This is a genomic window from Pseudophaeobacter profundi (genome assembly GCF_029697505.1).
GTDB lineage: Bacteria > Pseudomonadota > Alphaproteobacteria > Rhodobacterales > Rhodobacteraceae > Pseudophaeobacter > Pseudophaeobacter profundi.
Genome location: NZ_JARJEF010000008.1, coordinates 34,791 through 60,304, shown reverse-complemented (window position 1 = coordinate 60,304; position 25,514 = coordinate 34,791). Strand labels below are relative to the sequence as shown.

At 59.4% G+C, this 25,514-nt stretch carries 28 protein-coding genes and 1 riboswitch; of the genes, 21 read left to right on the top strand and 7 right to left on the bottom strand.

Features of this window, described 5'->3' with window-relative positions; genetic code table 11:
• The first annotated feature begins 128 nt into the window (after window positions 1-128).
• Window positions 129-557 (top strand): FKBP-type peptidyl-prolyl cis-trans isomerase, encoded by a 429-nt coding sequence (locus tag P2081_RS13580; protein ID WP_278923421.1) that lies wholly within the window; start codon window positions 129-131, stop codon window positions 555-557.
• 92 nt (window positions 558-649) lie between these two features.
• Here the strand turns inward: P2081_RS13580 and P2081_RS13575 are convergent, their stop codons facing one another.
• Window positions 650-1,441 (bottom strand): enoyl-ACP reductase FabI, encoded by a 792-nt coding sequence (locus P2081_RS13575; protein ID WP_278923420.1) that lies wholly within the window; start codon window positions 1,439-1,441, stop codon window positions 650-652.
• Between the two features lie 7 nt (window positions 1,442-1,448).
• Window positions 1,449-2,678, bottom strand: a complete 1,230-nt coding sequence (fabB, locus tag P2081_RS13570; protein WP_278923419.1) for a beta-ketoacyl-ACP synthase I — start codon at window positions 2,676-2,678, stop codon at window positions 1,449-1,451.
• Between the two features lie 191 nt (window positions 2,679-2,869).
• On the opposite strand from fabB, the gene P2081_RS13565 reads away from it, so the two are divergent.
• Window positions 2,870-3,106, top strand: a complete 237-nt coding sequence (locus tag P2081_RS13565; protein ID WP_278923418.1) for a hypothetical protein — start codon at window positions 2,870-2,872, stop codon at window positions 3,104-3,106.
• A 79-nt stretch (window positions 3,107-3,185) separates the two neighbouring features.
• Here the strand turns inward: P2081_RS13565 and fabA are convergent, their stop codons facing one another.
• Window positions 3,186-3,695, bottom strand: coding sequence for a bifunctional 3-hydroxydecanoyl-ACP dehydratase/trans-2-decenoyl-ACP isomerase (gene fabA, locus P2081_RS13560; RefSeq protein ID WP_278923417.1), 510 nt, complete (start codon window positions 3,693-3,695; stop codon window positions 3,186-3,188).
• Window positions 3,696-3,903: 208 nt separating this feature from the next.
• On the opposite strand from fabA, the gene irr reads away from it, so the two are divergent.
• The gene (gene irr, locus P2081_RS13555; RefSeq protein WP_278923416.1) at window positions 3,904-4,320 is read left to right on the top strand and encodes a Fur family transcriptional regulator Irr; all 417 of its coding nucleotides are present in this window, start codon (window positions 3,904-3,906) and stop codon (window positions 4,318-4,320) included.
• A gap of 98 nt (window positions 4,321-4,418) precedes the next feature.
• Here irr and P2081_RS13550 read toward each other — a convergent pair whose 3' ends face one another.
• The gene (locus tag P2081_RS13550) at window positions 4,419-5,336 is read right to left on the bottom strand and encodes a LysR family transcriptional regulator (RefSeq protein WP_278923415.1); all 918 of its coding nucleotides are present in this window, start codon (window positions 5,334-5,336) and stop codon (window positions 4,419-4,421) included.
• Between the two features lie 106 nt (window positions 5,337-5,442).
• Between P2081_RS13550 and P2081_RS13545 the strand changes: the two genes are divergently transcribed.
• Window positions 5,443-6,240 (top strand): phytanoyl-CoA dioxygenase family protein, encoded by a 798-nt coding sequence (locus P2081_RS13545; protein ID WP_278923414.1) that lies wholly within the window; start codon window positions 5,443-5,445, stop codon window positions 6,238-6,240.
• Window positions 6,241-6,477: 237 nt separating this feature from the next.
• On the opposite strand, the gene P2081_RS13540 is transcribed toward P2081_RS13545, so the two are convergent.
• Window positions 6,478-7,347: a glycosyltransferase family protein gene (locus tag P2081_RS13540; RefSeq protein ID WP_278923413.1), complete on the bottom strand. Its 870-nt coding sequence runs from the start codon at window positions 7,345-7,347 to the stop codon at window positions 6,478-6,480.
• A gap of 136 nt (window positions 7,348-7,483) precedes the next feature.
• Between P2081_RS13540 and miaB the strand changes: the two genes are divergently transcribed.
• From miaB to trpB, 17 genes are all read left to right on the top strand, one after another.
• Window positions 7,484-8,806 (top strand): tRNA (N6-isopentenyl adenosine(37)-C2)-methylthiotransferase MiaB, encoded by a 1,323-nt coding sequence (gene miaB / locus P2081_RS13535; RefSeq protein ID WP_278923412.1) that lies wholly within the window; start codon window positions 7,484-7,486, stop codon window positions 8,804-8,806.
• A 297-nt stretch (window positions 8,807-9,103) separates the two neighbouring features.
• The gene (locus tag P2081_RS13530) at window positions 9,104-9,685 is read left to right on the top strand and encodes an OmpA family protein (protein ID WP_278923411.1); all 582 of its coding nucleotides are present in this window, start codon (window positions 9,104-9,106) and stop codon (window positions 9,683-9,685) included.
• A 14-nt stretch (window positions 9,686-9,699) separates the two neighbouring features.
• Entirely contained in the window at window positions 9,700-10,005 is a 306-nt protein-coding gene (locus P2081_RS13525) for a hypothetical protein (protein WP_278923410.1), read from the top strand.
• A gap of 158 nt (window positions 10,006-10,163) precedes the next feature.
• Window positions 10,164-11,171, top strand: a complete 1,008-nt coding sequence (locus P2081_RS13520) for a PhoH family protein (protein WP_278923409.1) — start codon at window positions 10,164-10,166, stop codon at window positions 11,169-11,171.
• Window positions 11,172-11,237: 66 nt separating this feature from the next.
• A complete protein-coding gene (gene ybeY / locus P2081_RS13515) occupies window positions 11,238-11,750 on the top strand; it encodes an rRNA maturation RNase YbeY (protein ID WP_278923408.1) in 513 nt (170 codons plus the stop codon).
• A 22-nt stretch (window positions 11,751-11,772) separates the two neighbouring features.
• Complete coding sequence (locus P2081_RS13510) at window positions 11,773-12,675, top strand: CBS domain-containing protein (protein WP_278923407.1); 903 nt, start codon at window positions 11,773-11,775, stop codon at window positions 12,673-12,675.
• Entirely contained in the window at window positions 12,672-14,201 is a 1,530-nt protein-coding gene (gene lnt / locus P2081_RS13505) for an apolipoprotein N-acyltransferase (protein ID WP_278923406.1), read from the top strand. Before P2081_RS13510 ends, lnt begins: the two co-directional genes overlap by 4 nt.
• A gap of 63 nt (window positions 14,202-14,264) precedes the next feature.
• A riboswitch (SAM-SAH riboswitch) is annotated at window positions 14,265-14,313 on the top strand.
• Window positions 14,314-14,318: 5 nt separating this feature from the next.
• Window positions 14,319-15,500 (top strand): methionine adenosyltransferase, encoded by a 1,182-nt coding sequence (metK, locus tag P2081_RS13500; RefSeq protein WP_278923405.1) that lies wholly within the window; start codon window positions 14,319-14,321, stop codon window positions 15,498-15,500.
• 230 nt (window positions 15,501-15,730) lie between these two features.
• Window positions 15,731-16,495: a tRNA (guanosine(46)-N7)-methyltransferase TrmB gene (gene trmB / locus P2081_RS13495; protein ID WP_278923404.1), complete on the top strand. Its 765-nt coding sequence runs from the start codon at window positions 15,731-15,733 to the stop codon at window positions 16,493-16,495.
• A 114-nt stretch (window positions 16,496-16,609) separates the two neighbouring features.
• The gene (aroA, locus tag P2081_RS13490; protein WP_278923403.1) at window positions 16,610-17,956 is read left to right on the top strand and encodes a 3-phosphoshikimate 1-carboxyvinyltransferase; all 1,347 of its coding nucleotides are present in this window, start codon (window positions 16,610-16,612) and stop codon (window positions 17,954-17,956) included.
• A gap of 62 nt (window positions 17,957-18,018) precedes the next feature.
• Window positions 18,019-18,639 (top strand): (d)CMP kinase, encoded by a 621-nt coding sequence (gene cmk / locus P2081_RS13485; RefSeq protein WP_278923402.1) that lies wholly within the window; start codon window positions 18,019-18,021, stop codon window positions 18,637-18,639.
• A 141-nt stretch (window positions 18,640-18,780) separates the two neighbouring features.
• On the top strand, window positions 18,781-19,413 hold the full coding sequence (locus tag P2081_RS13480; RefSeq protein ID WP_278923542.1) for a nitroreductase family protein: 633 nt from the start codon (window positions 18,781-18,783) through the stop codon (window positions 19,411-19,413).
• Between the two features lie 343 nt (window positions 19,414-19,756).
• Window positions 19,757-21,433, top strand: coding sequence for a 30S ribosomal protein S1 (rpsA, locus tag P2081_RS13475; RefSeq protein WP_278923401.1), 1,677 nt, complete (start codon window positions 19,757-19,759; stop codon window positions 21,431-21,433).
• A gap of 423 nt (window positions 21,434-21,856) precedes the next feature.
• The gene (ihfB, locus tag P2081_RS13470) at window positions 21,857-22,141 is read left to right on the top strand and encodes an integration host factor subunit beta (RefSeq protein ID WP_009811081.1); all 285 of its coding nucleotides are present in this window, start codon (window positions 21,857-21,859) and stop codon (window positions 22,139-22,141) included.
• Window positions 22,142-22,492: a lipopolysaccharide assembly protein LapA domain-containing protein gene (locus P2081_RS13465; protein ID WP_278923400.1), complete on the top strand. Its 351-nt coding sequence runs from the start codon at window positions 22,142-22,144 to the stop codon at window positions 22,490-22,492.
• 9 nt (window positions 22,493-22,501) lie between these two features.
• Window positions 22,502-23,167, top strand: coding sequence for a phosphoribosylanthranilate isomerase (locus P2081_RS13460; protein WP_278923399.1), 666 nt, complete (start codon window positions 22,502-22,504; stop codon window positions 23,165-23,167).
• A gap of 136 nt (window positions 23,168-23,303) precedes the next feature.
• On the top strand, window positions 23,304-24,563 hold the full coding sequence (gene trpB, locus P2081_RS13455) for a tryptophan synthase subunit beta (protein ID WP_278923398.1): 1,260 nt from the start codon (window positions 23,304-23,306) through the stop codon (window positions 24,561-24,563).
• Window positions 24,564-24,629: 66 nt separating this feature from the next.
• On the opposite strand, the gene hmuQ is transcribed toward trpB, so the two are convergent.
• Together hmuQ and P2081_RS13445 are read right to left on the bottom strand one after the other, a co-directional pair.
• Window positions 24,630-24,950, bottom strand: coding sequence for a heme-degrading protein HmuQ (gene hmuQ / locus P2081_RS13450; protein ID WP_278923397.1), 321 nt, complete (start codon window positions 24,948-24,950; stop codon window positions 24,630-24,632).
• A gap of 161 nt (window positions 24,951-25,111) precedes the next feature.
• On the bottom strand, window positions 25,112-25,507 hold the full coding sequence (locus tag P2081_RS13445) for a DUF2237 family protein (protein WP_278923396.1): 396 nt from the start codon (window positions 25,505-25,507) through the stop codon (window positions 25,112-25,114).
• Window positions 25,508-25,514 lie beyond the last annotated feature (7 nt).

Below are 25,514 nucleotides of genomic sequence, written 5' to 3'. Positions count from 1 at the left end.
GGGTTGCTGGTTTCCGCGGCAGCGGCAGGGGCCGTAAAGGGGGCAAAAAAGGCTCGGATAGGCGGGTTTACTTCAGAACTGAGGCCTGTAGGGTGCGCCACTGTAATTTTGTATAAACTGGAGGTCCCATGACCGAGGTAAAAAACGGCGATACTGTCCGCATCCACTACACTGGCACATTGACGGATGGTTCCGTCTTTGACAGCTCTGAGGGGCGTGACCCGCTGGAGTTCACCGTTGGCTCTGGGCAGGTGATTGCTGGAATGGATGCTGGCCTGCCCGGCATGGTCGTCGGTGACAAAAAGAGCCTTGAGATCGCAAGCGCCGATGCCTACGGCCCGCTGAACCCCGAGGCACGCCAGGCGATTCCGCGCGAAGGCATTCCTGATGACATCCCGCTGGAGCTGGGCACCCAACTGCAAATGCAAAGCCCAGAAGGCCATGTACTGCCGGTGACCGTGGTTGAAGTGACCGAGGCCACCGTGACCTTGGACGCCAACCACCCGCTGGCCGGCAAGGATCTGAACTTTGAGATCGAGCTGGTCTCGATCGGCTGAGCAGGTGCAAGGCACTGTTGGAACAGAAAAAGGGCGCCTGATGAGGCGCCCTTTTTGTCTTGGGTCTTGTGCATCGCTTGCGCCGCGATGGCCTACAAGTGCTCTTGCTGCGGCATCCCGAGGATGTGAAAACCGCCATCAACGCGGATAATTTCGCCAGTGGTGCAGGCACCGGCATCTGAGGCCAGATAGACCGCAGTACCGCCAACGGCCTCAAGCGTGGCATTGGACCGCATGGGGGCGTTCTGCTCGGTGTGCTTGTAGGTCTTGCGTGCACCACCGATGGCCGCCCCGGCCAGGGTCTTCATCGGGCCGGGCGAGATGGCGTTGACGCGGATGCCTTCGGGGCCAAGATCATTGGCCAGATAGCGGGTGGCGCTTTCCAGTGCCGCCTTTGCCACACCCATGACATTGTAGTTGGGCGTCACCCGGTTGGATCCGCCATAAGTCAGCGTCAGCAGGGTGCCGCCGTTGTCTTTCATGAAGGGATGCGCCCGGCGCGCCACTTCGATGAAGGAATAGGCAGAGATATCCAGCGAATTCTTGAAATTCGCCCGGCTGGTATCCAGGAAACGGCCTGTCAGTTCGGATTTGTCCGAATAGGCAATGGCGTGCACGACAAAATCAATGCTGTCCCAACGGTTGCCCAGCTGTTCAAAGGCGGCATCCAGCGAGGCATCATTGGTCACATCGACATCGACCATGAAGTCACTGCCCAGGCTTTGGGCCAGCGGTTCCAACCGTTTGCCAAAGGCATCGCCCTGGTAGGTAAAGGCCAGCTCGGCACCGGCACCAGCCATGGCCTTGGCAATGCCCCAAGCGATTGAACGTTCATTGGCTACGCCCATGACCAATCCACGTTTGCCCGTCAACAATCCTGACATTATGAGATTATCCTTTGTACTTGCTCAAAACCATCGACCCATTGGTGCCGCCAAAGCCAAAGCTGTTGGTCATTACACAGTCGAGGCCCGCATTTTCGACAAGGTCAGTGGCGATTTCGCCGGGAAGAATACCGTCGGCCAGCGTGTCCACGTTGATCGAGGGGGTGATGAAATCATTCTCAAGCATCAGCAGGCAGAAAATCGCCTCTAGTGCGCCTGCAGCGCCCTGGGCGTGACCGGTCATGGATTTGGTTGACGAAATCGGCGGGGTCTGACCTTCGCCAAAGACCCGGCGCACGGCTTCGACTTCACCGACATCGCCCACAGGTGTGGATGTGCCGTGGGCGTTGATATAGCTGACCTTGCGGCCTTCGGGCAGGGTCGACAGCGCCAGACGCATGGCACGTTCGCCGCCCTCGCCAGATGGCGCTACCATATCGTGACCATCGGAGGTGGCCGCATAGCCCACCACTTCGGCGTAGATCTTGGCGCCGCGCGCCAGCGCGTGGTCGAGATCTTCCAGCACCACAATGCCGCCGCCGCCTGAAATGACAAAACCGTCGCGGTCCTGATCAAAGGCGCGGCTGGCTGCTTCTGGGTCGTCGTTTTTCTTGGAGGACATGGCGCCCATGGCATCAAACAGGCAGGACAGCGTCCAGTCCAGCTCTTCGCCGCCACCGGCAAACATCACGTCCTGCTTGCCCATCATGATCTGTTCCGCCGCATTGCCGATGCAGTGCAGCGACGTCGAGCAGGCGGAGGTGATGGAATAGTTGATGCCCTTGATCTTGAAGGCCGTCGCGAGGTTGGCCGAAATGGTCGAGGACATGCATTTCGGCACCGCAAAAGGCCCGATACGCTTGGTGGCGCCGGTCTTGGCAACCACCTGATGCGCCGCCAGCATGGCAGAGGTGGAGGGCCCACCGGAACCGGCCACCAGGCCAGTGCGCTCATTCACGATCTGGTCTTCTGAAAGGCCCGCATCAGCGATGGCCTGGCTCATGGCGATATGGGCATAGGCGGCACCGGGGCCCATAAAGCGCAGCGCGCGCTTGTCTACATGTTCCTTGATGTCGATCTTCAGCGTGCCGGCAACCTGGCTGCGAAAGCCGTGCTCGGTCATTTCGGGGCTGGCAACGATGCCGGATTTCCCCGCCTTCAGTGAAGCGATGACTTCTTCGGTGTTGTTTCCGATGGAGGAGACGATCCCCAGACCGGTGACGACGACACGACGCATACGTGCACTCCCTTAATTGCTTATGTCTTAGTATGCATTGCAGGGCGGGGGTGCAAGACGGCATGGCGGCGCGGCGCAGGCTTGCAGCTGGTTTTGCGGTGGTTGGCCGCGTTGAAACCACAGGGCAAAGCGGTCGTTGAAGTTCGCTGCCGAAGCGTTAAACTTTTGGCGGTGATGCAAGGGGCTGGTAGATGATTAGAAAGATCGCTTCTCTGGTTTCTTTCGGGTTTGCGTTGGCTTTTGGGTATTTGTACTACGTCGAGTATTTCAAATGGCGGAATTGTTTCAATGAATTGGGCCGCTGCTTTGATGATGACGCGGGTGTCGTACATTCAGAGCAATCAGGGAACGTATGGTTTTTGCTCGCTGTGCTGGCGCTTGGAGTGGGCCTCTACAATGCATGGCATTTGAGCAAACCTAAACGGTAATCCGGGCTCTGAGCGGGCAGTTCTCAAACAAAAAAGAGGCCCGGAGGCCTCTTTTTTCATCGCAGAAGAATAGAGCGAACTAGGCTTCGGACAGAACGACCTTCATGTCCTTGACGTCATAGATCATCTCGCCATCGGCTTCGACGATGCCATCCGCCACGCCCATGGTCAGGCGGCGGGTCTGGATCGCTTTTTTGAAGTCGATCTTATAGGTCAGCATCTTGCGCTCGGGGCGGACCATGCCGGTGAGTTTGACCTCTCCAACGCCAACCGCCATGCCGCGGCCTTTCCAGCCGCGCCAGCCGAGGTTGAAGCCGGTGAGCTGCCACAGGCCATCCAGACCCAGGCAGCCGGGCATGATCGGGTTGCCGGGGAAATGGCATTCAAAGAACCACAGGTCCGGGTTGATATCGAACTCCGCGACGATATGGCCCTTGCCATGGGCGCCGCCATCGGCGCTGACCTCGCTAATGCGGTCCATCATCAACATTGGCGGGGCGGGAAGCTGGGCGTTGCCGGGGCCAAACAGCTCTCCTCGGGAACATTTCAACAGGTCGTCTTTGTCAAAGCTGCTGGGGTAATCGGCCATGCTGGCGCGTCTCCTGCCTGGGTGTTTCATGTGTTTTCTTTCCTGTAGCACCCGGCTTGCCGGTCCGGCAAGAGCAGTGAAGCCAGGCTGACAAAGAGAATGTGTCATCAGGGCGCTGGACAGGATCGCTGGAAATGGGGATTCTGTTTGAAAAACGCGACGCATTTGCAGTATAACCCCCAATAGCAACGCGATGCAGGATCCGCACATGACGCCAAACAGCGAAGACGTGGCAACAAACTGGTTGGTCGAGGCCGGGCTGCGCCCGACCCGACAGCGGCTTGCTTTGGCTGAATTGCTGGTGGGGGATGGCAACCATCGCCATGTCACCGCCGAAAGCCTGTTTGACGCTGCCAAGACCAAGGGGACGGCCGTTTCCCTGGCCACTGTCTATAATACCCTGCGCGCCTTTTGTGATGCGGGCGTGCTGCAAGAGATCACCGTTGATGGCTCCAAAAGCTATTTCGACACCAATACCCATGATCATCCGCATTATTTCTGGGAAGATGGCAGCCGAGTCACCGATGCACCATCGGACCAATTGGTGATCCAGCGTCTGCCAGACGCGCCCGAGGGCATGGAAATTGCCTCGGTTGATGTGGTGATCCGCCTACGCAAAATCTGAACCGTGCCGACAGGTCATTGCGCCCTGCGGGACGAGGCGCTGATTGATGCATCACCCGCTCGCCGTTGTGACTGCCTGACTGCTGACTGCCCTGTTTGTTACAGGGCCGTGTGCTGTGCAGCCTGCATGGCCAGGCCCTGCGATAGGGCCTGAATTGCACGCGCCTGAGCAGAGCCAGCCGGTGGTTGACCATGACTGGTCAGGATCACCGGCTCGCGGGCGCTGGCATCGCTGATGGGCACCATGATCAGCGGCTTGCCATCATAGCTCTGCCCTAGCGGTGGGGCGCTATAGCTAACGCCGACCCCTTCGCCATTGGCCGCCAGGCTGCGCAGCAATTCGAGAGATGCGGCGCGATGGGCGATGCGCGGCGTCAGTCCCTGGGTTTTGAACAAGGCCAGCATATGCTGTAGCGACAGGCCTTCCTGCGACAGGATCAGTGGCATCTCGGCCAGCGCCGCCAGCGGCAGGGAGCTGTGGCTGGCCAGCGGATGGTCTGGCGATACCAGCGCCTGTGGGCAGCGTTGGTCAATCTCGCGGCGTTCAAAACTGGCATCCAGCCCCAGATCATAGGTCAGCGCAAGATCAACATCGCCCTGCAGCAGCGCGTCGGTAAGACCGGTAAACCCATCGACGCGGGGGCTGATGGTCAGCTCTGGCAGGCTCTGACGTAGGAGGCGTAGGGCAGGGGCTAGCAAGAGAGGCGCCAGATCGGCAAAACAGCCAAGCACCAGCCTTTGGGTCACCGGGCTGGCACCGCCTGGGGTTTCCAGTTGGGCCGCCTGATCCAGCAGGGCCTGGGCGGCCCTGGCAAAGTCGCGTCCGCGTGGTGTCAGGGTCAGGGGCGCGCCGCGCCGACGTTGGAACAACACATGGCCAAGGTGTGTTTCGATCCGGGCCAGCGCGGTGGAGAGCGCGGGCTGGCTGACATGCAGCCGCTCTGCGGCCGCCGAAAGGCTGCCCTGCTGTGCAACGGCACAGACATATTCGTAGTGGCGTAGGGTAAGATATAACATGAAACTATACCTAACTTAGAAATATATGATTTGAAACTAAACCCTGAAGCGGACAGTGTCGCGGTAGAAAAACCGAAAGCTACACCGATCCAAAATGGAGGCCCAAATGGTGCACCCCCTGATTACCCAAGACCATATCGACCAGTTCCAGCGCGATGGCGTGGTGCTTATCAAAGGTCTGTTCCATGACCAGGTTGAGCAGCTGCGCCAGGGGGTTGAACACAATATGGCTGACCCCGGCCCTTATGCGTCGAACAATGACAAGCCAGGCCAGACCGGGCGGTTTTTTGATGACTATTGCAACTGGTCTCGCATTCCGGATTTCGAGGCGGCGATCAAGGCTTCTCCGGTCGCGGAGGTGGCAGCCGATCTGATGCAATCAAACCGGGTGCAGATGTTCCACGATCACGTGCTGGTCAAGGAGCCGGGCACCTCGATGGCGACGCCCTGGCATCAGGATGGTCCCTATTATTTTGTCGAAGGCGCGCAGACGATCAGCTTTTGGTCGCCGCTGGATCCTGTGCGGCAGGCAGCGCTGCGCTGCGTGGCCGGGTCGCACCGATGGGAAAAGGAGGTGCTGCCAACGCGCTGGGTGTCCGAAGAAGGCTTTTTTGCCGATGAAGGCCAGTACATGGCGGTGCCTGACCCGGAAGCGGAAGGTATGGACATTCGCGAATGGGACATGGCACCGGGCGATGCGGTGGCCTTCAACTACAAAACCCTGCATGGGGCGCGCGCCAATACCAGCGAGAGCCGTCGCCGGGCTTTCTCTCTGCGGTTGGTGGGCGATGACGCGCGTTATGTGGAGCGCCCCGGCCCGACCTCGCCGCCCTATCCTGGCCACGAGATGCAGCCGGGCCAACGGCTGCGCGAGGACTGGTTCCCGGTGCTGCTGCAGCGGTAGTTTAGAGTATGTCGCTCGAAAGTGGTTCCCGGTTTCGAGCTATTCGACATGCGAAATCAACAAACGATAGCCTGTCGCTTTAACGCGAATGAACGTGACAGGTTCTCGTTCTCCGAGGCTGCCTTTAAAGGGGGGGGCGCTGCCCCCTCTTGCGCCCAGGGGCGCAATTCACCCCCGGGATATTTGGGGCCAAATGAAGTGGTGGGCGAAATTGAACAGGGGAGAGGAAACTGGGGGTCAGAACCATTGCCCGGGCTCGATCAGGCCCAGATCGAGCAGTTGCCGTGAGTGCCATTCAAAAGGCGTTGAGTTGTGCCAGCGAAAACTGCTGATAGCAAAAGTCGATCCTGGGTTGCGTTTCAGCGCCTTGGCGGTGCGGAAGGAGCAGATCGCGGCGGTCAGGTTGTGATGCCAGGGGCAGGCGTAGGTGTTGTATTCCTGCAGGTTGAAGGTGTGATTCGCGTTCAGCACCAAGCCGTCCCTGGCCTGGAATAGTGAAATTCGGTCTATCTTGCGGCTGTCTGGCGGGATGTGTTCTTCTTGGCGCCAGCGTACCCCGCCAAAGAAATCCAGCTGCCGCTCACATGGCGCGTCGCCCTGCGCGTTGTTGCGGGATTGGGCGTAGTAACCGGATTTGTCCAGATAGGCGGTCTCCAGTGAGACGGCATTGGGGTGCTGCGTTAGATCCCCGGCATAAAGATCAATCACATAGGTCAGCATAGCAGCGCGCCGTTCCTCGCGGTGGAAGGTCAGCATTTCAGCCACGGTGCGGGTTTCACAGAAGGGGAAGAACAGGTATTCAGCGTTGTAGCAATAATAGAGCCAGCACCCCGGCGTGGCGGCCCCAATGACCTGGTTGATTGCTGCAAAGACCTGTTCAGGCGCGCTGCAATCAAACGGCACCCGGTGCACCTTGGGCTTGATGTCGCGCGGCAGATCAAAGGCATCGGGCATGAGGGCGACAACCGTCGTGAAGCCGGATTGCAGGTGATGGCGCAGCGTCGAGGCAATCTCGACATCGTCCTCGACAAAGATCAGCGCCACCGGGCCTGTCACCAGTAGCGCCTTGTGTTGCTTGAGGAAATCGTCCAGCGAAGAATGCATCATGCTCTTTGTCTCTGCCTTTCTGGCATTTGCCGCTAAAATCAGGTAATCCCGCCTGCATTGCAAGCCACGAGATTTGCCGCTATGGCAGGCCGTTGTTTTTGTCCTGTATCCCACCTCTGCTGGAAGGCCCTACCATATGACCGCGCCCAAGAAGCTGTTTATCAAGACCTATGGTTGCCAGATGAATGTCTATGACAGTGAACGCATGGCAGAAGAGCTGGGCGCGCAGGGCTATAGCGAGACCAAATCAGTTGAAGATGCGGATATGATCCTGCTCAATACCTGCCACATTCGGGAAAAGGCCGCCGAGAAGGTCTATTCCGAGCTGGGCCGGTTCAAAAAGCTGAAGGCGGCAAAGCCGGATCTGAAAATCGGGGTTGCGGGCTGTGTCGCGCAGGCCGAGGGGCAGGAAATCATGCGCCGCCAGCCGCTGGTGGATCTGGTTGTGGGGCCGCAAAGCTATCACCGTCTGCCAGAGATGGAAGCGAAGGCGCGCAGCGGGGAAAAGGTGCTCGACACTGATTTTCCCGAAGAGGACAAGTTCGAGAAGCTCAAGCGTCGGCCCAAGGCCCCGCGCGGGCCATCGGCCTTTCTGACGGTGCAAGAGGGCTGTGATAAGTTCTGCGCCTTTTGCGTGGTGCCCTATACGCGGGGGGCCGAGGTGTCGCGGCCGGTGGATCGTATCCTTACCGAGGCGCGCGATCTGGTGGAACGAGGGGTGCGTGAAATCACCCTTCTGGGGCAGAACGTCAATGCCTATCACGGGGCCGGACCGCAGGGGGACATGACACTGGCCCAGTTGATCTGGGAGCTGGACAAGGTCGATGGGCTGGAGCGCATTCGCTTTACCACCAGCCACCCCAACGACATGATGGATGATCTGATCGAGGCACATGCGACTTGCAAGAAGCTGATGCCCTATCTGCATCTGCCGGTGCAGGCGGGATCGGACAGGATCCTCAAGCGGATGAACCGCAGCCACACCGCCGAGAGCTATCTGCGTCTATTGGAACGGATCCGGGCGGCACGCCCCGATATTTTGATCTCGGGGGATTTTATTGTTGGCTTCCCAGAAGAGACCGAAGCGGATTTTCAGGCGACGCTGGATCTGGTTGAAGAGGTGAAATACGGCACTGCCTATTCCTTTAAATATTCCACCCGTCCCGGAACGCCAGCTGCCGAACGCCCCCAGGTGGACCCGGCCGAGGCCGATGATCGGTTGCAACGTCTGCAGGCGCTCTTGACCCGGCAGCAGCGCGAGATCCAGGACAGTATGGTTGGCCGCGAGGTTGGGGTTCTGTTTGAAAAGCCTGGGCGCGAAGCCGGTCAGATGCTGGGAAAATCGGACTACCTGCATGCGGTTCACGTGGCTGATTGCGGTCGCAAAGCTGGCGATCTGGCACGGGTGCGCATCGTTGAATCGCGCACCAATTCGCTTGCAGGTGAGTTGATTGACTAGCGCAGCCCTGGGCCCTAGTGATTCTTAGGGTCCCGGTTGACGATTGATTTCACGGGGAAATCTGTTTGGCCCTCGCTTCCCATTGCAGGAGGTGAGTCATTATTGCAGCGCCTTTGGCGACAATTTCAATAAAGCTGTACGAGTGTTGCTTAAAATCGCATAGTCATGCCGGATGCCTGCCTGAGTGGGGGCTGTTTTTAGATAAAAACCGTGTAGATTGTTGCTGATAACCTGAGTGTTAGGAATTTTAAGCGGCAAGCTCCCTGGGGGGACTTAGGTGAAGGAAATCTGGTTGTGATGATATTTAAGACAAAGAATATGCGCGTTGTGCTGGCCGCTGCTGCGGCCGCGCTGAGCCTGACGGCGGCATCGGTTCAGGCGCAAAACGCCACCACAGGTCAGCGCACCATCGTGGGGGAACGCTATGTGCCCACAATCTGGGTTGACCCGGATGGCTGTGAACATTGGGTCATGGATGATGGCGCCGAGGGCTACATGACGCCGCATGTGACACCGGATGGCAAGCCGGTGTGCCGCCGTGGCAATCTCTGCGGGGTGATGGAAACAGATCAGTTTTTTGCCACCGATAAATCCTATATCAGCGCCGCTGGTAAGTCCCGCCTGCAAGAGTTCTTTAAATCCAACAAGGGGCAGGTGCGCTCCTTTGTGGTTGCGGGTCATACAGATAGCCGTGCCTCTGACGAATATAATATCGCCCTGTCGCAGCGGCGTGCCAATGCGGTCGCCGGGGTCGCCAAGTCTGTCGGCGCGCGCATTGCAGATATTCGCGCCTATGGTGAGCGCGACCCACGGGTGCCAAATACCAGCGCTGCCAATATGGCGCAAAACCGCCGCGTCGAAATCTACTGCTTGCGCTAATGAAGGACATCAAGATGCATTTTTTCAAAGCAACCGCTCTGTCCCTTGCCTTGGCATCCGTGTCGGCCTGTGGTGTTACCTATGACAAGACCCGTGATCAGCACGCCGGGGATAGCTCCAACTCGCATCTGTCGAATATGACAGCGGGTATCTGGGTGGATCCGCAGGGCTGTGAACACTGGATCATTGATGATGGCCTCGAAGGCTATGCTGATCTGCGGCGCACCCCCGATGGCAAACCCGTTTGCAACAGCCCACTGCCGCGCAATGTGGCGACTGGACCTTTCAAAGACGGGTCGAGTTTGCCTGACGCACTGTAGGGTGCAGATCGCAACCCTGCTTGCCTTTGCTTTTGAAATGGCCGCCTGTCTCGGGCGGCCATTTTGTATCTTTTGTGTGAATTTGCACCGCGCCCGCTTGCGCCTGCGCATGGGCGGGGGCAGACTGGGGAGGTAAACCTCAAATTCAGGAGCCCCAATTGGCCACAAGCGCCCGGATCCAGCCGCCAACCACCCAGAGCGCGCAAGAAGCTCTGCTTGAATTTCCTGATAACCGCCTGCTGATTGACCTGTGCGGTGAATATGATCGCAACCTGTCGGAGATCGAAAAAAACATCGGCGTGCAGATCGTGCGCCGGGGCAACCAGCTTTTGGTCATGGGAGAGGACGCCGCGCGGGATCAAGCGGTAGAGGTGCTGACGGCGCTTTATGATCGGCTGGAAACTGGCCGCAGCGTCGAACACGGCGATGTTGACCGGGAACTGCGCATGGGCCATGGGCCAGAAGAAACCCGCGATGACCAGCTTGAGATGTTCATGGGCGGGCAGGTCGAGATCAAGACCCGTAAAAAACTGGTAGAGCCGCGTACCGACGCGCAAAAGGCCTATGTTCGGTCGCTTTTTGAGCATGAGCTGGCCTTTGGCATTGGCCCTGCAGGTACCGGTAAAACCTATTTGGCGGTGGCTGTTGGGGTGAATCTCTTCATTACCGGTCAGGTCGACAAGATCATCCTGTCGCGCCCTGCGGTCGAGGCGGGCGAGAAGCTTGGCTATTTGCCCGGCGACATGAAGGATAAGGTCGATCCCTATATGCAGCCGCTTTATGATGCGCTGAATGATTTTCTGCCGGGCAAGCAGTTGGCCAAGCTGTTGGAGGAAAAGCAGATCGAAATCGCCCCACTGGCCTTTATGCGGGGGCGGACGCTGTCAAACGCCTTTGTGGTGCTTGACGAGGCGCAGAATGCCACTTCGATGCAGATGAAAATGTTCCTGACCCGCCTGGGCGAGGGATCACGCATGGTGGTGACCGGGGATCGCACCCAGGTTGACCTGCCACGCGGCGTCACCTCGGGCTTGGCTGATGCGGAGCGGCTGCTCTCGCCGATCTCCAAAATCAGCTTCAATTACTTTACCGCCCGCGATGTGGTGCGACATCCGCTTGTCGCCGCCATCATCGAAGCCTATGACGCAGAAACACCCCCGGCCTGAGGTTTGCTGCGCAAGCAGCCGCGCTGGACTTTGTGGGGGCTGACATGAGCAGAGAGGCCGCAGGCGATGGCGTTGGAGATCACAATTGAAGACAGCCGCTGGCAAGAGGCTGGGCTGGACAGGCTGGCAAGCCAGGCGGTCCTGGCGGTGCTGGCGCATTTTGAGCTGGATCCAGAGGCCTGCGAAATCGCCCTGCTGGCCTGTGATGATGCCCAGATCTGTGCGTTGAATGATGAGTTCCGCGACAAGCCTACCGCCACCAATGTGTTAAGCTGGCCAGCCGAAGATCTGGCGGCTGCAGAACCTGGCGGCCAGCCGCGACGACCCGAGACAGATTTTACCGGGGAAATCCCGCTGGGCGATATCGCAATCGCCTATGAGACCTGCCAGCGCGAGGCGGATGCCGCAAAAAAGCCTTTGGCTGATCATTTGCGGCACTTGGTCGTTCATGGAGTGTTGCATCTTCTGGGTTATGACCACATTAGCGACCTTGATGCCACAGTAATGGAAGGCTTGGAGGTCAAGATACTTGGCAATTTGGGTCTGGATGACCCATATACTGTTGATGACCGCCTCTGACGGGGCATTTTGGATAGGACAGATGGGCGAAATAGAAGGCAGTTCTAACGCGGCGCATGGCGCGCTCCAGAACATTGGCAAGACCACGGCAGAAGCAGGTGTTGTACAACAACCAAGCTTGTGGGAGCGTATTTTTGGCGCTTTCACGCCGGATTCCCCCCCCGAGCAAGAGCCACCAGTGGCGCAGGGTCCAAGCCCTGAGTTCCAATCTCGTGGCATGATGAACCTGCGTCGGATGCGGGTCGAAGACGTGGCTATTCCCGCTGCGGAAATTCTCTCGGTGCCAGTTTCGATTGATCGCGATGACCTGGTGCAGGTGTTCCGCGACAGCGGCTTTACCCGCATCCCGGTCTATGAGGGCACGCTGGACACGCCGCTTGGCTTTGCCCACCTCAAGGATTTTGCCCTGACCCATGGGTTCAACGGTGGCAGCAAGCCGTTTGAACTGTCTGAGATGCTGCGGCCTCTGCTCTTTGTGCCACCCTCGATGCCCATTGGTGTTTTGCTGGCCAAAATGCAGGCAGAGCGCCGCCACATGGCGCTGGTGATTGACGAATATGGCGGCGTTGACGGGCTGGTCACCATCGAAGATCTGATCGAACAGGTGATCGGGGAAATCGAGGATGAACACGATCCTGGCGAAGACCAGACCTGGTATCAGGAAAAGGCCGGCTGCTATATCGCGCTGGCCCGCACCCCCCTGGCCGAGTTCGAGGCCGAGATTGGCTGCTCGCTCACTGGCCACGAAGATGTGGATGCTGAAGAAATCGACAGTCTTGGCGGTCTGGTCTTTATGCTTTGCGGCCGAGTTCCGGCGCGCGGAGAGGTCATCGTACACCCTGACGGGCCCGAATTCGAGGTCATGGATGCCGATCCCCGCCGCATCAAGCGGCTGCGGGTGATGATGCCGGATCCCGCCGCGTGAGCACCGGTTTCTGGGCACGATCCCGGCGTGCTGCAGCGCATCGCCCGACCTGGCTGGCGAGTTTTTCTGCCTTTGGGCTGGGGGCCTTGTTGTCGGTGTCGCTGGCCCCTTTTCATATCTTGTGGGGCCTGCCGCTGGCCTTTGGTGGTATCGGGGCGCTGGTGCTTTGGGCGCGCTCTGCGATGCAAGGGGCTGGTATTGGATTATTCGCGGGGCTGGGCTATTTCAGCTTTGGTCTGTCCTGGATTGTTGAACCCTTTCAGATTGATGCTGCGCGCTATGCCTGGATGGCACCTTTTGCACTGGTCTTTCTGGCGGCGGGGCTGGCCCTGTTCTGGGCGTTGGCCTTTGGTCTGGCGGCACGCTGGGCGCGGGGGGGGCATCGGCTGGTTTTGCTGATTGCGCTTTGGGCGCTGGCGGAATTTGGCCGCGCCTATCTGTTTACCGGATTTCCCTGGGCGGGATTTGCCCAGTTCTGGATCGACACTCCGGTAGCGCGGCTGCTGCCCTTTGTGGGGGAACAGGGGGTGGCGTTGCTGACCCTGGTGTTGACGCTGCCGCTGGCGCTATTGCGGCGTCGGCCTTTGCTGGCGGTATCGCCGCTGCTGGTGGTGGCGCTGGCGGGCTATGCCCTGCTCAGCCGTCCCCCGGAACCAGAGATGAGCCCACATCTGCTGCGGCTGGTACAGCCCAATGCGCCCCAGGCAGAAAAATGGCTGCCCGAGCGGCGCTGGGATTTTGTCCGTCGCGCGATAGAGCTGAGCGCGGGTGACGGGGCGCCAGGCCAGGCACAGCCGGATTTGATCCTTTGGCCGGAAACCTCGGTGCCGCAGTTGCTCAACGATGCCGAAGACGCCCTGTCTGCCATCGCGGCGCAGGTCGGTGGGCAGCCTGTGTTGCTAGGTATTCAGCGGCGCGATCAGGGGCGCTATTTCAATTCGGCGGTATTGTTGACCGGGCAGGGCCGGGTCGATCAGATCTACGATAAGGCGCACCTGGTGCCTTTTGGCGAATACGTCCCTTTTGGGAATGTCATGGCCCGCTTTGGCATCCACGGTTTTGCCGCCCAGGCGGGGGCAGGCTATACGGCGGGACCAGGGGCGGTGCTGATGGATCTTGGCATTGGCCAGGCGCTGCCGCTGATCTGCTATGAGGCGGTTTTTGCCCGCGATGTGAACGCCGCCCCAGCGCGGCCGGATATGCTGATCCAGATCACCAATGATGCCTGGTTTGGCACCCGTTCTGGCCCCTATCAGCATTTGGTGCAGGCGCGCATGCGCGCGGCTGAACAGGGGCTGCCGATGGTGCGCGTTGCCAATACCGGGATCAGCGCGATGATTGATCCCTATGGCCGAATCCGCGAAAGCCTGCCGCTGGGCGTGGCCGGTGCCATTGATGCCTCTCTGCCCAAACCGCTGGCCGCAACGCTATACAGTCGCACGGGCGATGCGCCGGTATTCGTCCTGTGCATCCTGCTGGCGCTGACGGCGACCTGGGGGCGGCGCGGCCTTGTGTCTCGCTCATAGGGGCTTAACCTCCTTGGAATAGTGTTTGACCTCTGGGGCAGCCCAGCGTACCTCAGAAAGGAATTCCTCTCACAACGGCTTCCTGGCGTGATGAGGTTAACCCAATGGAGCATTTTCATGTCTCGTAAGAACTATATTTTCACTTCGGAATCCGTTTCTGAAGGTCACCCGGACAAGGTCTGCGATCAGATTTCGGATGCGGTGCTTGACGCCTTCTTGGCGGAAGAGCCCGAAGCGCGGGTTGCAGCGGAAACCTTCGCCACCACCAACCGCGTTGTGATTGGCGGTGAGGTGGGCCTGTCGGATCAGGATAAGCTGCACGATTACATGGGGCGCATTGATGGCATTATCCGGGCCTGTATCAAAGATATTGGCTATGAGCAGGACAAGTTCCACCATGAAACGGTGGAAGTGACCAACCTGTTGCACGAACAGTCAGCGCATATTGCCCAGGGCGTGAATGCCTCGGAGGGCAAAGATGAAGGTGCCGGCGATCAGGGCATCATGTTTGGCCATGCCTCTACCGAGACGCCACAGCTGATGCCCGCGCCGATCCACTATAGCCACGCGGTGCTGCGCCGCCTTGCAGAGGTTCGCAAAAATGGCACCGAGCCAGCGCTTGGCCCGGACGCCAAATCACAGCTTTCGGTGGTCTATGAAAATGGCAAACCGGTGCGGATCGGCTCGCTCGTGCTGTCGACACAGCATCTGGATGAAAGCCTGACGTCGCAAGACATCCGTGCCATCGTTGCACCCTATTTCCACGAAGTCCTGCCCGAAGGCTGGCTGACGGAAGAGACCATCTGGCACGTCAATCCAACCGGCAAATTTGTCATTGGTGGTCCGGATGGCGATGCGGGTCTTACCGGGCGCAAGATCATCGTTGATACCTACGGCGGTGCGGCCCCGCATGGCGGCGGTGCGTTCTCGGGCAAGGATCCGACCAAGGTTGACCGTTCGGCGGCCTATGCGGCGCGCTATCTGGCCAAGAATGTGGTTGCTGCCGGCATGGCCGAGCGCTGCACCATTCAGCTGTCGTATGCGATCGGCGTTTCGGAACCGCTGTCGATTTATGCCGACACCCATGGCACCGGTGAGGTCGACCCGGCGGCGATTGAACGCTCCATTGCCCAGGCGATGGATCTGACCCCGCGTGGCATTCGCCAGCACCTGGGCCTGAACAAGCCGATCTATCAGCGCACCGCCGCCTATGGCCACTTTGGCCGCGAGCCTGACGCTGATGGTGGCTTCAGCTGGGAGCGCACAGATCTGGCCGATGCGTTGGCACGCGGCGTCTAAGTCACGCCTTGGCGCTGGCCCTCTGGGGCAAAGCGGTCTGTGATTGGCCCGCTTTGCCCCTTTTTGTATCTGTCCAGGGGTAAACGCGCGGAGGGATGGGGCCGGGCTCTCTTGACCTGTGCCTGTGGTTGCGGCAGATGAGCGGCCAATTGCGTGGTTCGGGCCAGTGCTGGCCTTGGTATGCCGGACATCTGGTGCCACCGCGCCCCGCATAAAGGATGACCCTGCCCATGGTTGACAAGAAAACACCCCGTGAAACTGGCTCTGCTCTGGACGCCTCGGATAACGGTGCCCATGTCAGCGGCGCGCCCTGGCGCAACTTCTATGGTCGTTTCAGTGGCAAGACCCTGAAGGACAGCCAGCGCCGCTATCTGGCTGAGGATCTGGAGGCGCTGAGCCCCGGTGCGGTTGGTTGGGATGAAAACCCGGATCGTGTGCCGCTGGACCTGCAGGCGCTGTTTGGCGGTCGCGACACCTGGCTGGAGGTCGGCTTTGGCGGCGGAGAGCATCTGGTGCATCAGGCCAGCAACAATCCGGATGTGGGCATTATCGGTGCCGAGCCCTTTATCAACGGGGTTGCCATGCTCTTGGGAAAAATCCGCAAGGCGGGCTGTGATAATATCGCGGTGCATCCGGGGGACGCGCGTGATCTGATGGATGTGATTCCGCCGCAGTCGATTGCCAAGGCCTTTCTGCTCTACCCGGATCCCTGGCCCAAGACCCGCCACCACCGCCGCCGTTTTGTCACCCAGGAACACCTGGAGCCGCTGGCACGCTGCCTGAAGCCGGGGGGCATTTTCCGCGTCGCCACAGATATTCCCGACTATGTGCGCCAGACCCTGGAAGAGGTCCCGAAGGCGGGTTTTGAATGGCTGGCCAGCGAGGCGGCGGATTGGCGCGAACCCTGGGGCGACTGGATTTCTACCCGCTATGAACAAAAGGCGCTGCGCGAGGGGAGAACACCAACCTATCTGACCTTTCGCCGACTTGGTTAGCCGCTTGGTCCCGTGCCTGGCCTGTCGCCTGTGATCCGCGCTGGACCCGCTGGCTGCAATTCGTTACCGATAGCGGCAACAGAACAGACCGAACGATGATACAAAGGAAGCGCCATGTCCGGACACGGTACCCCGATCCCGATGACCTCTCACCGCGCCGCGCCGCTGACCGGTGTGGCCGAGGTGCCGGGGGATAAGTCGATTTCACATCGCTCCCTGATCCTGGGGGCCATGGCTGTCGGGGAAACCAAGATTTCAGGTCTGCTGGAAGGCGACGATGTGTTGGATACCGCCAAGGCAATGCAGGCTTTTGGTGCGGAAGTGGTGAACCACGGCAGCGGCAATTGGTCGGTTTTTGGTGTAGGCGTCGGTGGGTTTGCCGAGCCGGATCAGGTGATCGACTGCGGCAACTCCGGGACCGGGGTGCGGCTGATCATGGGCTGTATGGCGACCTCGCCAATTGCGGTGACCTTTACCGGCGACGCCAGTCTGAACGGGCGTCCAATGGCCCGGGTGACGGATCCTCTGGCGCTGTTTGGTGCCAAAACGGTTGGCCGCAGCGGCGGGCGTTTGCCGATGACGATCGTCGGCGCGGCGCAGCCGACACCGGTGCGCTATGTGGTGCCTGTGCCCTCGGCGCAGGTGAAGTCCGCGGTGCTGCTGGCGGGGCTGAATGCGCCGGGTCAAACCGTTGTGATCGAAAAGGAAGCCACGCGCGACCATTCTGAACGCATGTTGGCAGGCTTTGGCGCCGAAATCACCGTCGAGGACAGCGACGAGGGCCGGGTGATCACCCTCACGGGGCAGCCTGAGCTGAAGCCACAGGTGATCGCGGTGCCGCGTGATCCTTCCAGTGCGGCCTTTCCGGTCTGTGCTGCGCTGATCACACCGGGGTCGGATGTCTTGGTGCCGGGCATTGGCCTGAACCCGACTCGCGCAGGCCTGTTTTACACGCTGCAGGATATGGGCGCTGACCTGACCTTTGAAAACCCGCGCGAAGAGGGGGGCGAACCTGTGGCAGATCTGCGGGCCAAATATTCCCCCGATATGCAGGGGATCGCGGTGCCACCGGAACGGGCGGCCTCGATGATTGATGAATATCCGGTGCTATCGGTTGTGGCCTCTTTTGCAACTGGCAAGACCATGATGGCCGGTGTGAAAGAGCTGCGCGTTAAGGAAAGTGATCGCATCGACGCCATGGCGCGCGGGCTGCGGGCCAATGGGGTTACTGTCGAAGACGGCGAAGACTGGTGGTCGGTCGAAGGCCTTGGCCCCGATGGCGTGCCAGGCGGGGGCACCTGCGAGAGTTTTCTTGATCACCGTATTGCCATGTCCTTCATGGTGATGGGTATGGGGGCGCAAAAACCGGTGACGGTGGATGATGGCTCGCCGATCACCACGTCTTTTCCGATTTTCGAACCCCTGATGACAGGACTGGGCGCGAAGTTCAGCCAGGCTTGAGAGCTGGCTTGAAACCAGATTTCAAGCCAGACCCAGCCATGCCAGAGAGGAGCACAGCGCAGATGACCGGGCCTTTTACCATTGCCATCGACGGGCCTGCAGCCGCAGGCAAGGGCACAATCTCCAAGGCCGTTGCGGCAGCGCTGGGGCTGGGCCATCTGGATACCGGGCTGTTGTATCGTGCGGTTGGCGTCAAGACACTGGACGGCCTTGCCCCGGTGGATGCGGCGCAGGCGCTGACATCGGAGGATCTGCAGCGCGATGATCTGCGTGGCCCAGAGGCGGCGCAGGCCGCATCGAAGGTGGCGGTGATCTCGGAGGTGCGCGCAGCGCTGGTGGATTTCCAGCGTGCCTTTGCCCGGCGGGCAGGCGGCGCAGTGCTGGATGGGCGCGACATTGGCACCGTGATCTGCCCACAGGCCGAGGTAAAGCTATTTGTGACAGCCAGCGCCGAAGTGCGCGCCAAGCGCCGCTTTCTGGAACTGTCGGCCACCGGACAGGCAGACACGCTGGAAGAGGTGCTGGCTGACGTGAAGGCGCGCGACGACCGTGATATGAACCGGGCCGAAGCGCCCCTGAAACCGGCGCCGGATGCGGTGGTGATTGATACCAGCGACCTTTCTATTGAACAGGCGGTGGCGCAGGCCATTGCCCTGATCGAGACACGCCAGCAACAGCCGTAACACACGGATTGCGGCCCCGGCACCACCGGTCCTGTACCGGTTTCCGGTGATGTATCATGGAATTTTTCTGCGCGCCCCTTTTAAACTGAACAGTTCAGTTCTATGTCGGGGGAGTAAAACCTTCCAATGACGGGAAAGAATATGTTTCTAGAAAAGCTGAACTGGCGCTACGCCACCAAGAAGATGGATCCCTCCAAGCCAGTTTCAGAGGCGGCCGTGGCCAAGATCGTCGAGGCGGTTCAGATGGCGCCGACCTCCAGCGGGTTGCAGCCCTATGAATTGCTGGTGGTGCGCAATAAGGACATTCGCGCCGCCATTCGCCCTGTGGCGTGGGATCAAGCCCAGATCACCGATGGTTCACACCTGCTGGTCTTTGCCGCCTGGGATAACTACAGCGAAGCGCGCATTGACGCCGTGGTCGATCAGATGGCGGCAGAGCGGGGCGGCATGACCGATCTGCTGCAGGGCTACTATGACCGCCTCAAGGCGATGTATCTGCCCAGAACCGAAGAAGAAAACTACGCCCACGCGGCGCGGCAGGCCTATATCGGCCTTGGATTTGCGCTGGCTGCGGCGGCTGAACTGGGCGTTGACAGCACTCCGATGGAAGGCTTCGATCCGGCCCAGGTCGACGAAATCCTTGGGTTGAAAGAGAAAGGCCTGCGCTCGGTCCTGCTCTTGCCGCTGGGCACCCGTGATGCAAGCGGTGATTGGTTGGTGGATTTGAAGAAGGTGCGCAAACCGCTGAACACATTCGTGACCAATATCGACTGATCGCATTTCAGATCATGGCAAAGGCTGCTGTACCCGGCGGCCTTTGCCCCGCATTGGGGGCCGGGCTGTCGGGCTGGATCAAACTGGTCCTGTTTCAAGGGCCGCGCATCAGTGCGCAGGGGCTTTAGGCTTGATTGTAGCGGATATTGGACGTATAAGCCGCGCTGTCAGTATAGGGGCGGCCAACGCTCGAATGGCAATCTGAGCAGGGTCGGGGCAAGTTCCGGCCCTTTGTGTTTGTTTGCTCCAGATGCCTTTGTGCCACGTCCCATGCGACCAAACCCCAAGACCGGCGGAGACAACCGCACGGCCAGAAAACTTTGTAAAGGAAACCTGAGACCTCATGGCTCAAAACGTATCTATGGAGGACTTCGAAGCCCTTCTTAACGAAAGCTTCGAAATGGACACCCCAAACGAGGGGTCCGTTGTTAAAGGCAAGGTTATCGCGATCGAAGCGGGCCAGGCCCTGATCGACGTAGGCTACAAGATGGAAGGCCGCGTTGACCTGAAAGAATTCGCAAACCCTGGCGAAGCTCCTGAAATTGCTGTTGGTGACGAGGTAGAAGTCTTCCTGCGTTCCGCAGAAAACGCCCGTGGCGAAGCTGTTATCTCTCGCGAGATGGCGCGCCGCGAAGAAGCCTGGGACCGTCTGGAAAAAGCCTACGCCGACGACGAGCGCGTCGAAGGCGCGATCTTTGGTCGTGTCAAAGGTGGCTTTACCGTCGATCTGGGTGGCGCAGTTGCCTTCCTGCCAGGTTCGCAAGTTGACGTGCGCCCCGTGCGCGACGCTGGCCCTCTGATGGGTCTGAAACAGCCCTTCCAGATCCTGAAAATGGACCGTCGTCGTGGCAATATCGTTGTATCGCGTCGTGCGATTCTCGAAGAATCCCGTGCCGAGCAGCGCGCCGAAGTTATCGGCAAGCTCTCCGAAGGTGATTCGGTTGACGGCGTGGTCAAGAACATCACCGAATACGGTGCATTTGTTGACCTGGGCGGCGTAGACGGCCTGCTGCACGTCACCGACATGGCATGGCGTCGGGTGAACCACCCCTCCGAGATCCTGGCGATCGGCGAAACCGTCAAGGTTCAGGTCATCAAGATCAACAAAGAGACCCACCGTATCTCCCTCGGCATGAAGCAGCTGCAGGAAGATCCATGGGATCTGGTTGGCGCCAAATATCCGCTCTCCTCGGTCCACAAAGGCCGTGTTACCAACATCACCGATTACGGTGCATTTGTTGAGCTGGAGCCCGGTGTCGAAGGTCTGGTCCACGTTTCCGAAATGTCCTGGACCAAGAAGAACGTGCACCCCGGCAAGATCGTCTCCACTTCGCAGGAAGTTGACGTCATGGTTCTGGAAATCGACGGCTCCAAGCGCCGCGTTTCCCTGGGTCTCAAGCAGACACAGCGCAACCCATGGGAAGTCTTCTCGGAATCCAACCCCGAGGGCACCGAAGTCGAAGGCGAAGTCAAGAACATCACCGAATTCGGTCTGTTCATCGGCCTCGACGGCGACATCGACGGCATGGTTCACCTGTCCGACCTGTCCTGGGACGAGCGCGGCGAAGATGCGATCCAGAACTACCGCAAAGGCGACATGGTTTCGGCCGTTGTCTCCGAAGTGGACGTTGAAAAAGAGCGTATCTCTCTGTCGATCAAAGCCCTGGGCGGCGACAAGTTCGCTGAAGCCGTTGGCGGCGTGAAGCGTGGCTCGATTGTCACCGTGAACGTTACTGCCATCGAAGAAGGCGGCATCGAGGTCGAATACGAAGGCATGAAGAGCTTCATCCGTCGTTCCGACCTGTCGCGTGATCGCGCAGAGCAGCGCCCCGAGCGCTTCAATGTTGGCGACAAGGTCGACGTGCGCGTCACCAATGTCGACAGCAAGACCCGTCGTCTGGGTCTGTCGATCAAAGCCCGCGAGATCGCAGAAGAAAAAGAAGCTGTTGAGCAGTATGGTTCCTCGGATTCCGGCGCAAGCTTGGGTGATATCCTGGGCGCAGCTCTGAACAACGACTAAATTTCGACTGGCGCTTTGGCGCAGGTTGAGCAGAACGGCCCCGCCTTATGGCGGGGCCGTTTCTGTTTGAGCGGATTTCCACCAGGGAATGCAGCCTGGCAGCGCATTCAATCCTGTGTTGTGGGCCTTGCGGCGGGGGGCTGGTCCGCCGGGGCCCGGCGCGGCGGACTGCGCGCCACAGTTGCAGCGTAACACTCTGCGAATCAATCACTTTCGCAGCGCTCCTTTTGTTGGCTGAAAGCCTGTCTGGGGCCTGTTTTTGCGCTCAAGCTGCGTAAACAAAGAGAAAATCCCGCCTCTTGGGGGGCTATGGGCGCTAAAATTTGGCCGCCCCTTGTCTGTTTTGGTTCCTTGAACGCTGATTTGTACCTATAGTTGTCGTTAGCCAACAAAGGCTTGCGTAGTTTTGGGAGGGCAGGAAGTATGATCCGTTCTGAATTGATTCAGAAGATTGCAGACGAAAACCCGCACCTGTATCAGCGGGATGTCGAAAGGATCGTGAATACGGTATTCGAGGAAGTGACCGACGCGATGTCCCGGGGCGACCGGGTCGAATTGCGCGGTTTTGGCGCGTTCTCGGTGAAACAGCGAGACTCGCGGGTGGGCCGCAACCCACGCACTGGTGAAACTGTCCAAGTGGAAGAAAAACATGTTCCGTTCTTCAAGACCGGTAAGCTCTTGAGGGACCGCCTGAACGGAAAGGCCTAAATGCGCTATATTCGCTATGCTATTCTGGGATCCCTGGGGATCCTGCTGGTGTCGGTTTGCATCGCAAACCGTACGATTGTCGACCTGAAGCTGCTGCCGTCCGCCGTGGCCGAGCTTTTTGGCATCAATCCTTCTATTGCTTTGCCGCTGTTTGTGGTGGTGCTGGGGGGCTTGGGCGCGGGGCTGGCGATTGGCTTTATCTGGGAATGGCTTCGCGAGCATAAGCACCGCCGGGCCGTCAGCACCCAGAATCGCGAAGTGAAAAAACTGTCACGCGAAGTCAAAAAGCTGAAACAACAGAAACATGAGGGCAAAGACGACGTTCTGGCCCTTCTGGATGAGACCAGCTGAGCCAAGCGAATGAGTGCAATTGGGGTAAAGATCTGTGGGCTGCGCAGCCCGCAGGATGTGGTGGCAGCTGCCGATGCGGGTGCCGCCTATGTGGGTTTTGTGTTTTTCCCAAAATCCCCGCGCAATATACCCATGCCGCAGGCCGCCGCTTTGGCGCTGGAGGTGCCCGCTGGCCTGTGCAAGGTGGCGCTGACGGTCAATGCCGATGATGCCGCGCTGGATGCGCTGACCGAGACGGTTGCGCTTGATATGTTGCAGCTGCACGGCCGTGAGAGCCCGCAGCGGGTGGCCGAGGTCAAGGCGCGCTATGGGCTGCCGGTGATGAAAGCCATTGGCGTCGCCGATGCCGACGATCTGCCGCAGATCGACCTGTATTCACAGGTTGCGGATCAGCTCTTGATAGATGCAAAGCCACCAAAAGACGCCGATTTACCGGGCGGCAATGGGCTGGCCTTTGACTGGCGCTTGCTGGCCGGGCGCAAATACTGGCAGCGCCCCTGGATGCTGGCTGGCGGTCTGACGCCCCACAATGTGGCCGAGGCTATCCGCATGACCGGGGCGCGTCAGGTGGATGTCTCTTCCGGGGTAGAGGCAGCGCCGGGGCAAAAAGACGCTGAATTGATCGCCAGATTTACAACTGCCGCCCTGTCGGCCCCTCCCGTTGTGACCCGCTGACAACACGCCACCAACCGGGCCCTTGTGGAGTCTTGGTGGGGAAATGTCGGGCCCGTGCAGAATCCTGCAGCCTCTCTCTTTACCCGCCGCCGCCTGCGCGATAGTCATATTGAGCGCTGCGACAAAGGGAAAACCCATGGCAAACGATCTGTTCAACAGCTTTATGAATGGCCCCGACGAAAAGGGTCGCTTTGGCATCTTTGGGGGGCGGTTTGTCTCGGAAACCTTGATGCCGCTTATTCTGAGCCTGGAAGAAGAATACAACCGTGCCAAGGATGACCCAGGCTTCTGGGCCGAGATGGACGATCTGTGGCAGCACTATGTCGGCCGTCCCAGCCCGCTGTATCATGCCGAACGGCTGAGCGCCCATCTGGGCGGTGCCAAGATCTACATGAAGCGCGATGAGCTGAACCATACAGGCGCGCATAAGATCAACAATGTGCTGGGCCAGATTCTGCTGGCGCGGCGCATGGGCAAAACCCGCATCATTGCCGAAACCGGTGCCGGGCAGCACGGGGTGGCCACCGCCACTGTCTGTGCCAAGTTTGGCTTGAAATGTGTAGTTTACATGGGCGCGCATGATGTGAAGCGTCAGGCTCCCAATGTGTTCCGCATGCGCCTGCTGGGCGCCGAGGTGATCCCGGTGACATCGGGCCGTGGCACCCTGAAGGATGCCATGAATGACGCATTGCGCGACTGGGTGACCAACGTCAACGATACCTTCTATTGCATCGGCACCGCCGCAGGCCCGCATCCCTATCCGGCCCTGGTGCGTGATTTCCAGTCGATCATCGGCAAGGAAGTGCGCTGGCAGCTGGCGGAGCAAGAGGGCGAAGGCCGTCTGCCAGATACGCTGATTGCTGCAATTGGTGGCGGTTCGAACGCAATTGGCCTGTTCCATCCTTTCCTGGATGACAAATCCGTCAATATCATCGGGGTCGAAGCTGGCGGCAAAGGCGTTGATGACCGCATGCAGCATTGTGCTTCTCTTACCGGGGGTCGCCCCGGTGTGCTGCACGGCAACCGCACCTATCTGCTGCAGGATGACGACGGCCAAATTCAGGAAGGGTTCTCAATCTCGGCTGGGCTGGACTACCCCGGTATCGGCCCCGAACATTCCTGGCTGCATGATACGGGGCGGGCGAAATATGTCTCGATTACCGACAAGGAAGCGCTGGAGGCATTCCAGCTGTCCTGTGCGATGGAAGGTATCATTCCGGCACTGGAGCCCAGCCATGCGCTGGCCCATGTGATGAAGATCGCGCCGGATCTGCCTGCGGACCATATCATCGTGATGAATATGTGTGGCCGTGGTGACAAGGATGTCTTTACCGTGGCCAAACACCTGGGCTTTGACATGTCTGATACCGAAGAAGGCCGCACCTTCGAGGACTAATGGCGTCAGTCAAATCAGGATAAAGTGGCAGGCCGATCCGGAATACCGGGTCGGCCTTTATCGTGGTCAGGCCTCGTGCAGGACGGTTTCGAAGCCTTCAAACTGCGGGTGGCCCAGGATTGGGCTTTCGCCTTTGCGTTTGCCGGCGTTGCGATGCGAGGCGCGGAATTGTTCCGATTTCGTCCAGGCCTCAAAATCATCGCGGCTGTCCCAGATCACATGGCTGGAATACAGGCGGTGATCCTCGTTTTCGGGTCCTTTCAGAAGGCGAAACTCGCGAAATCCCGAAAGCTCCTTGAGGTGGGATTCGCGCGATTTCCAGATTTGTTCAAAATCTTCTTCGCGCCCGAGGCGAATTTTAAAACGATTCATAGCGATAAAGCTCATGGCCGGTCTCCTAGTATATGGGGGAAAGGCTGGCGTTGAACGGTCGAGGGAGGACCGGGCAGCTGGCGACAGTGGTGGATAGCGGCAAACCCGCCGCCAGGTCAATTGCCGAGATCACGCTTTAGGCGGTTGCCAAAGGCGGCAGGGCGGGCAGGCCTTGCCTATTGAAGGTTACGCTGTCCGGGGGGCTGCACATCATGGGCCTGCAACAGGGCCATGGGGATGACGTCCAGTGCGCGTAGGTGGGTAGCCGCCAGCACGACGAGCGGCGCGCAGCCTTCGTCTACGGCCTGCAAGAAACGGCTGGCACAGAGACACCAGCGATCGCCCGGCTTCAATCCGGCAAAGCCGTATTCGGGGCGCGGCGTTGACAGATCGTTGCCTACATATTTTGAAAAGGCCAGAAACTCGGCCGTCATCACCGCGCAGACGGTATGGCTGCCCTGGTCCTGAACGCAGGTATTGCAATGGCCATCCCGAAAGAAGCCGGTACGCGGGGCATGCGAGCAGGGCTCTAGTGCCCCGCCCAGCACATTGAGGCTGGGATCTGGTGTCATACCGGGT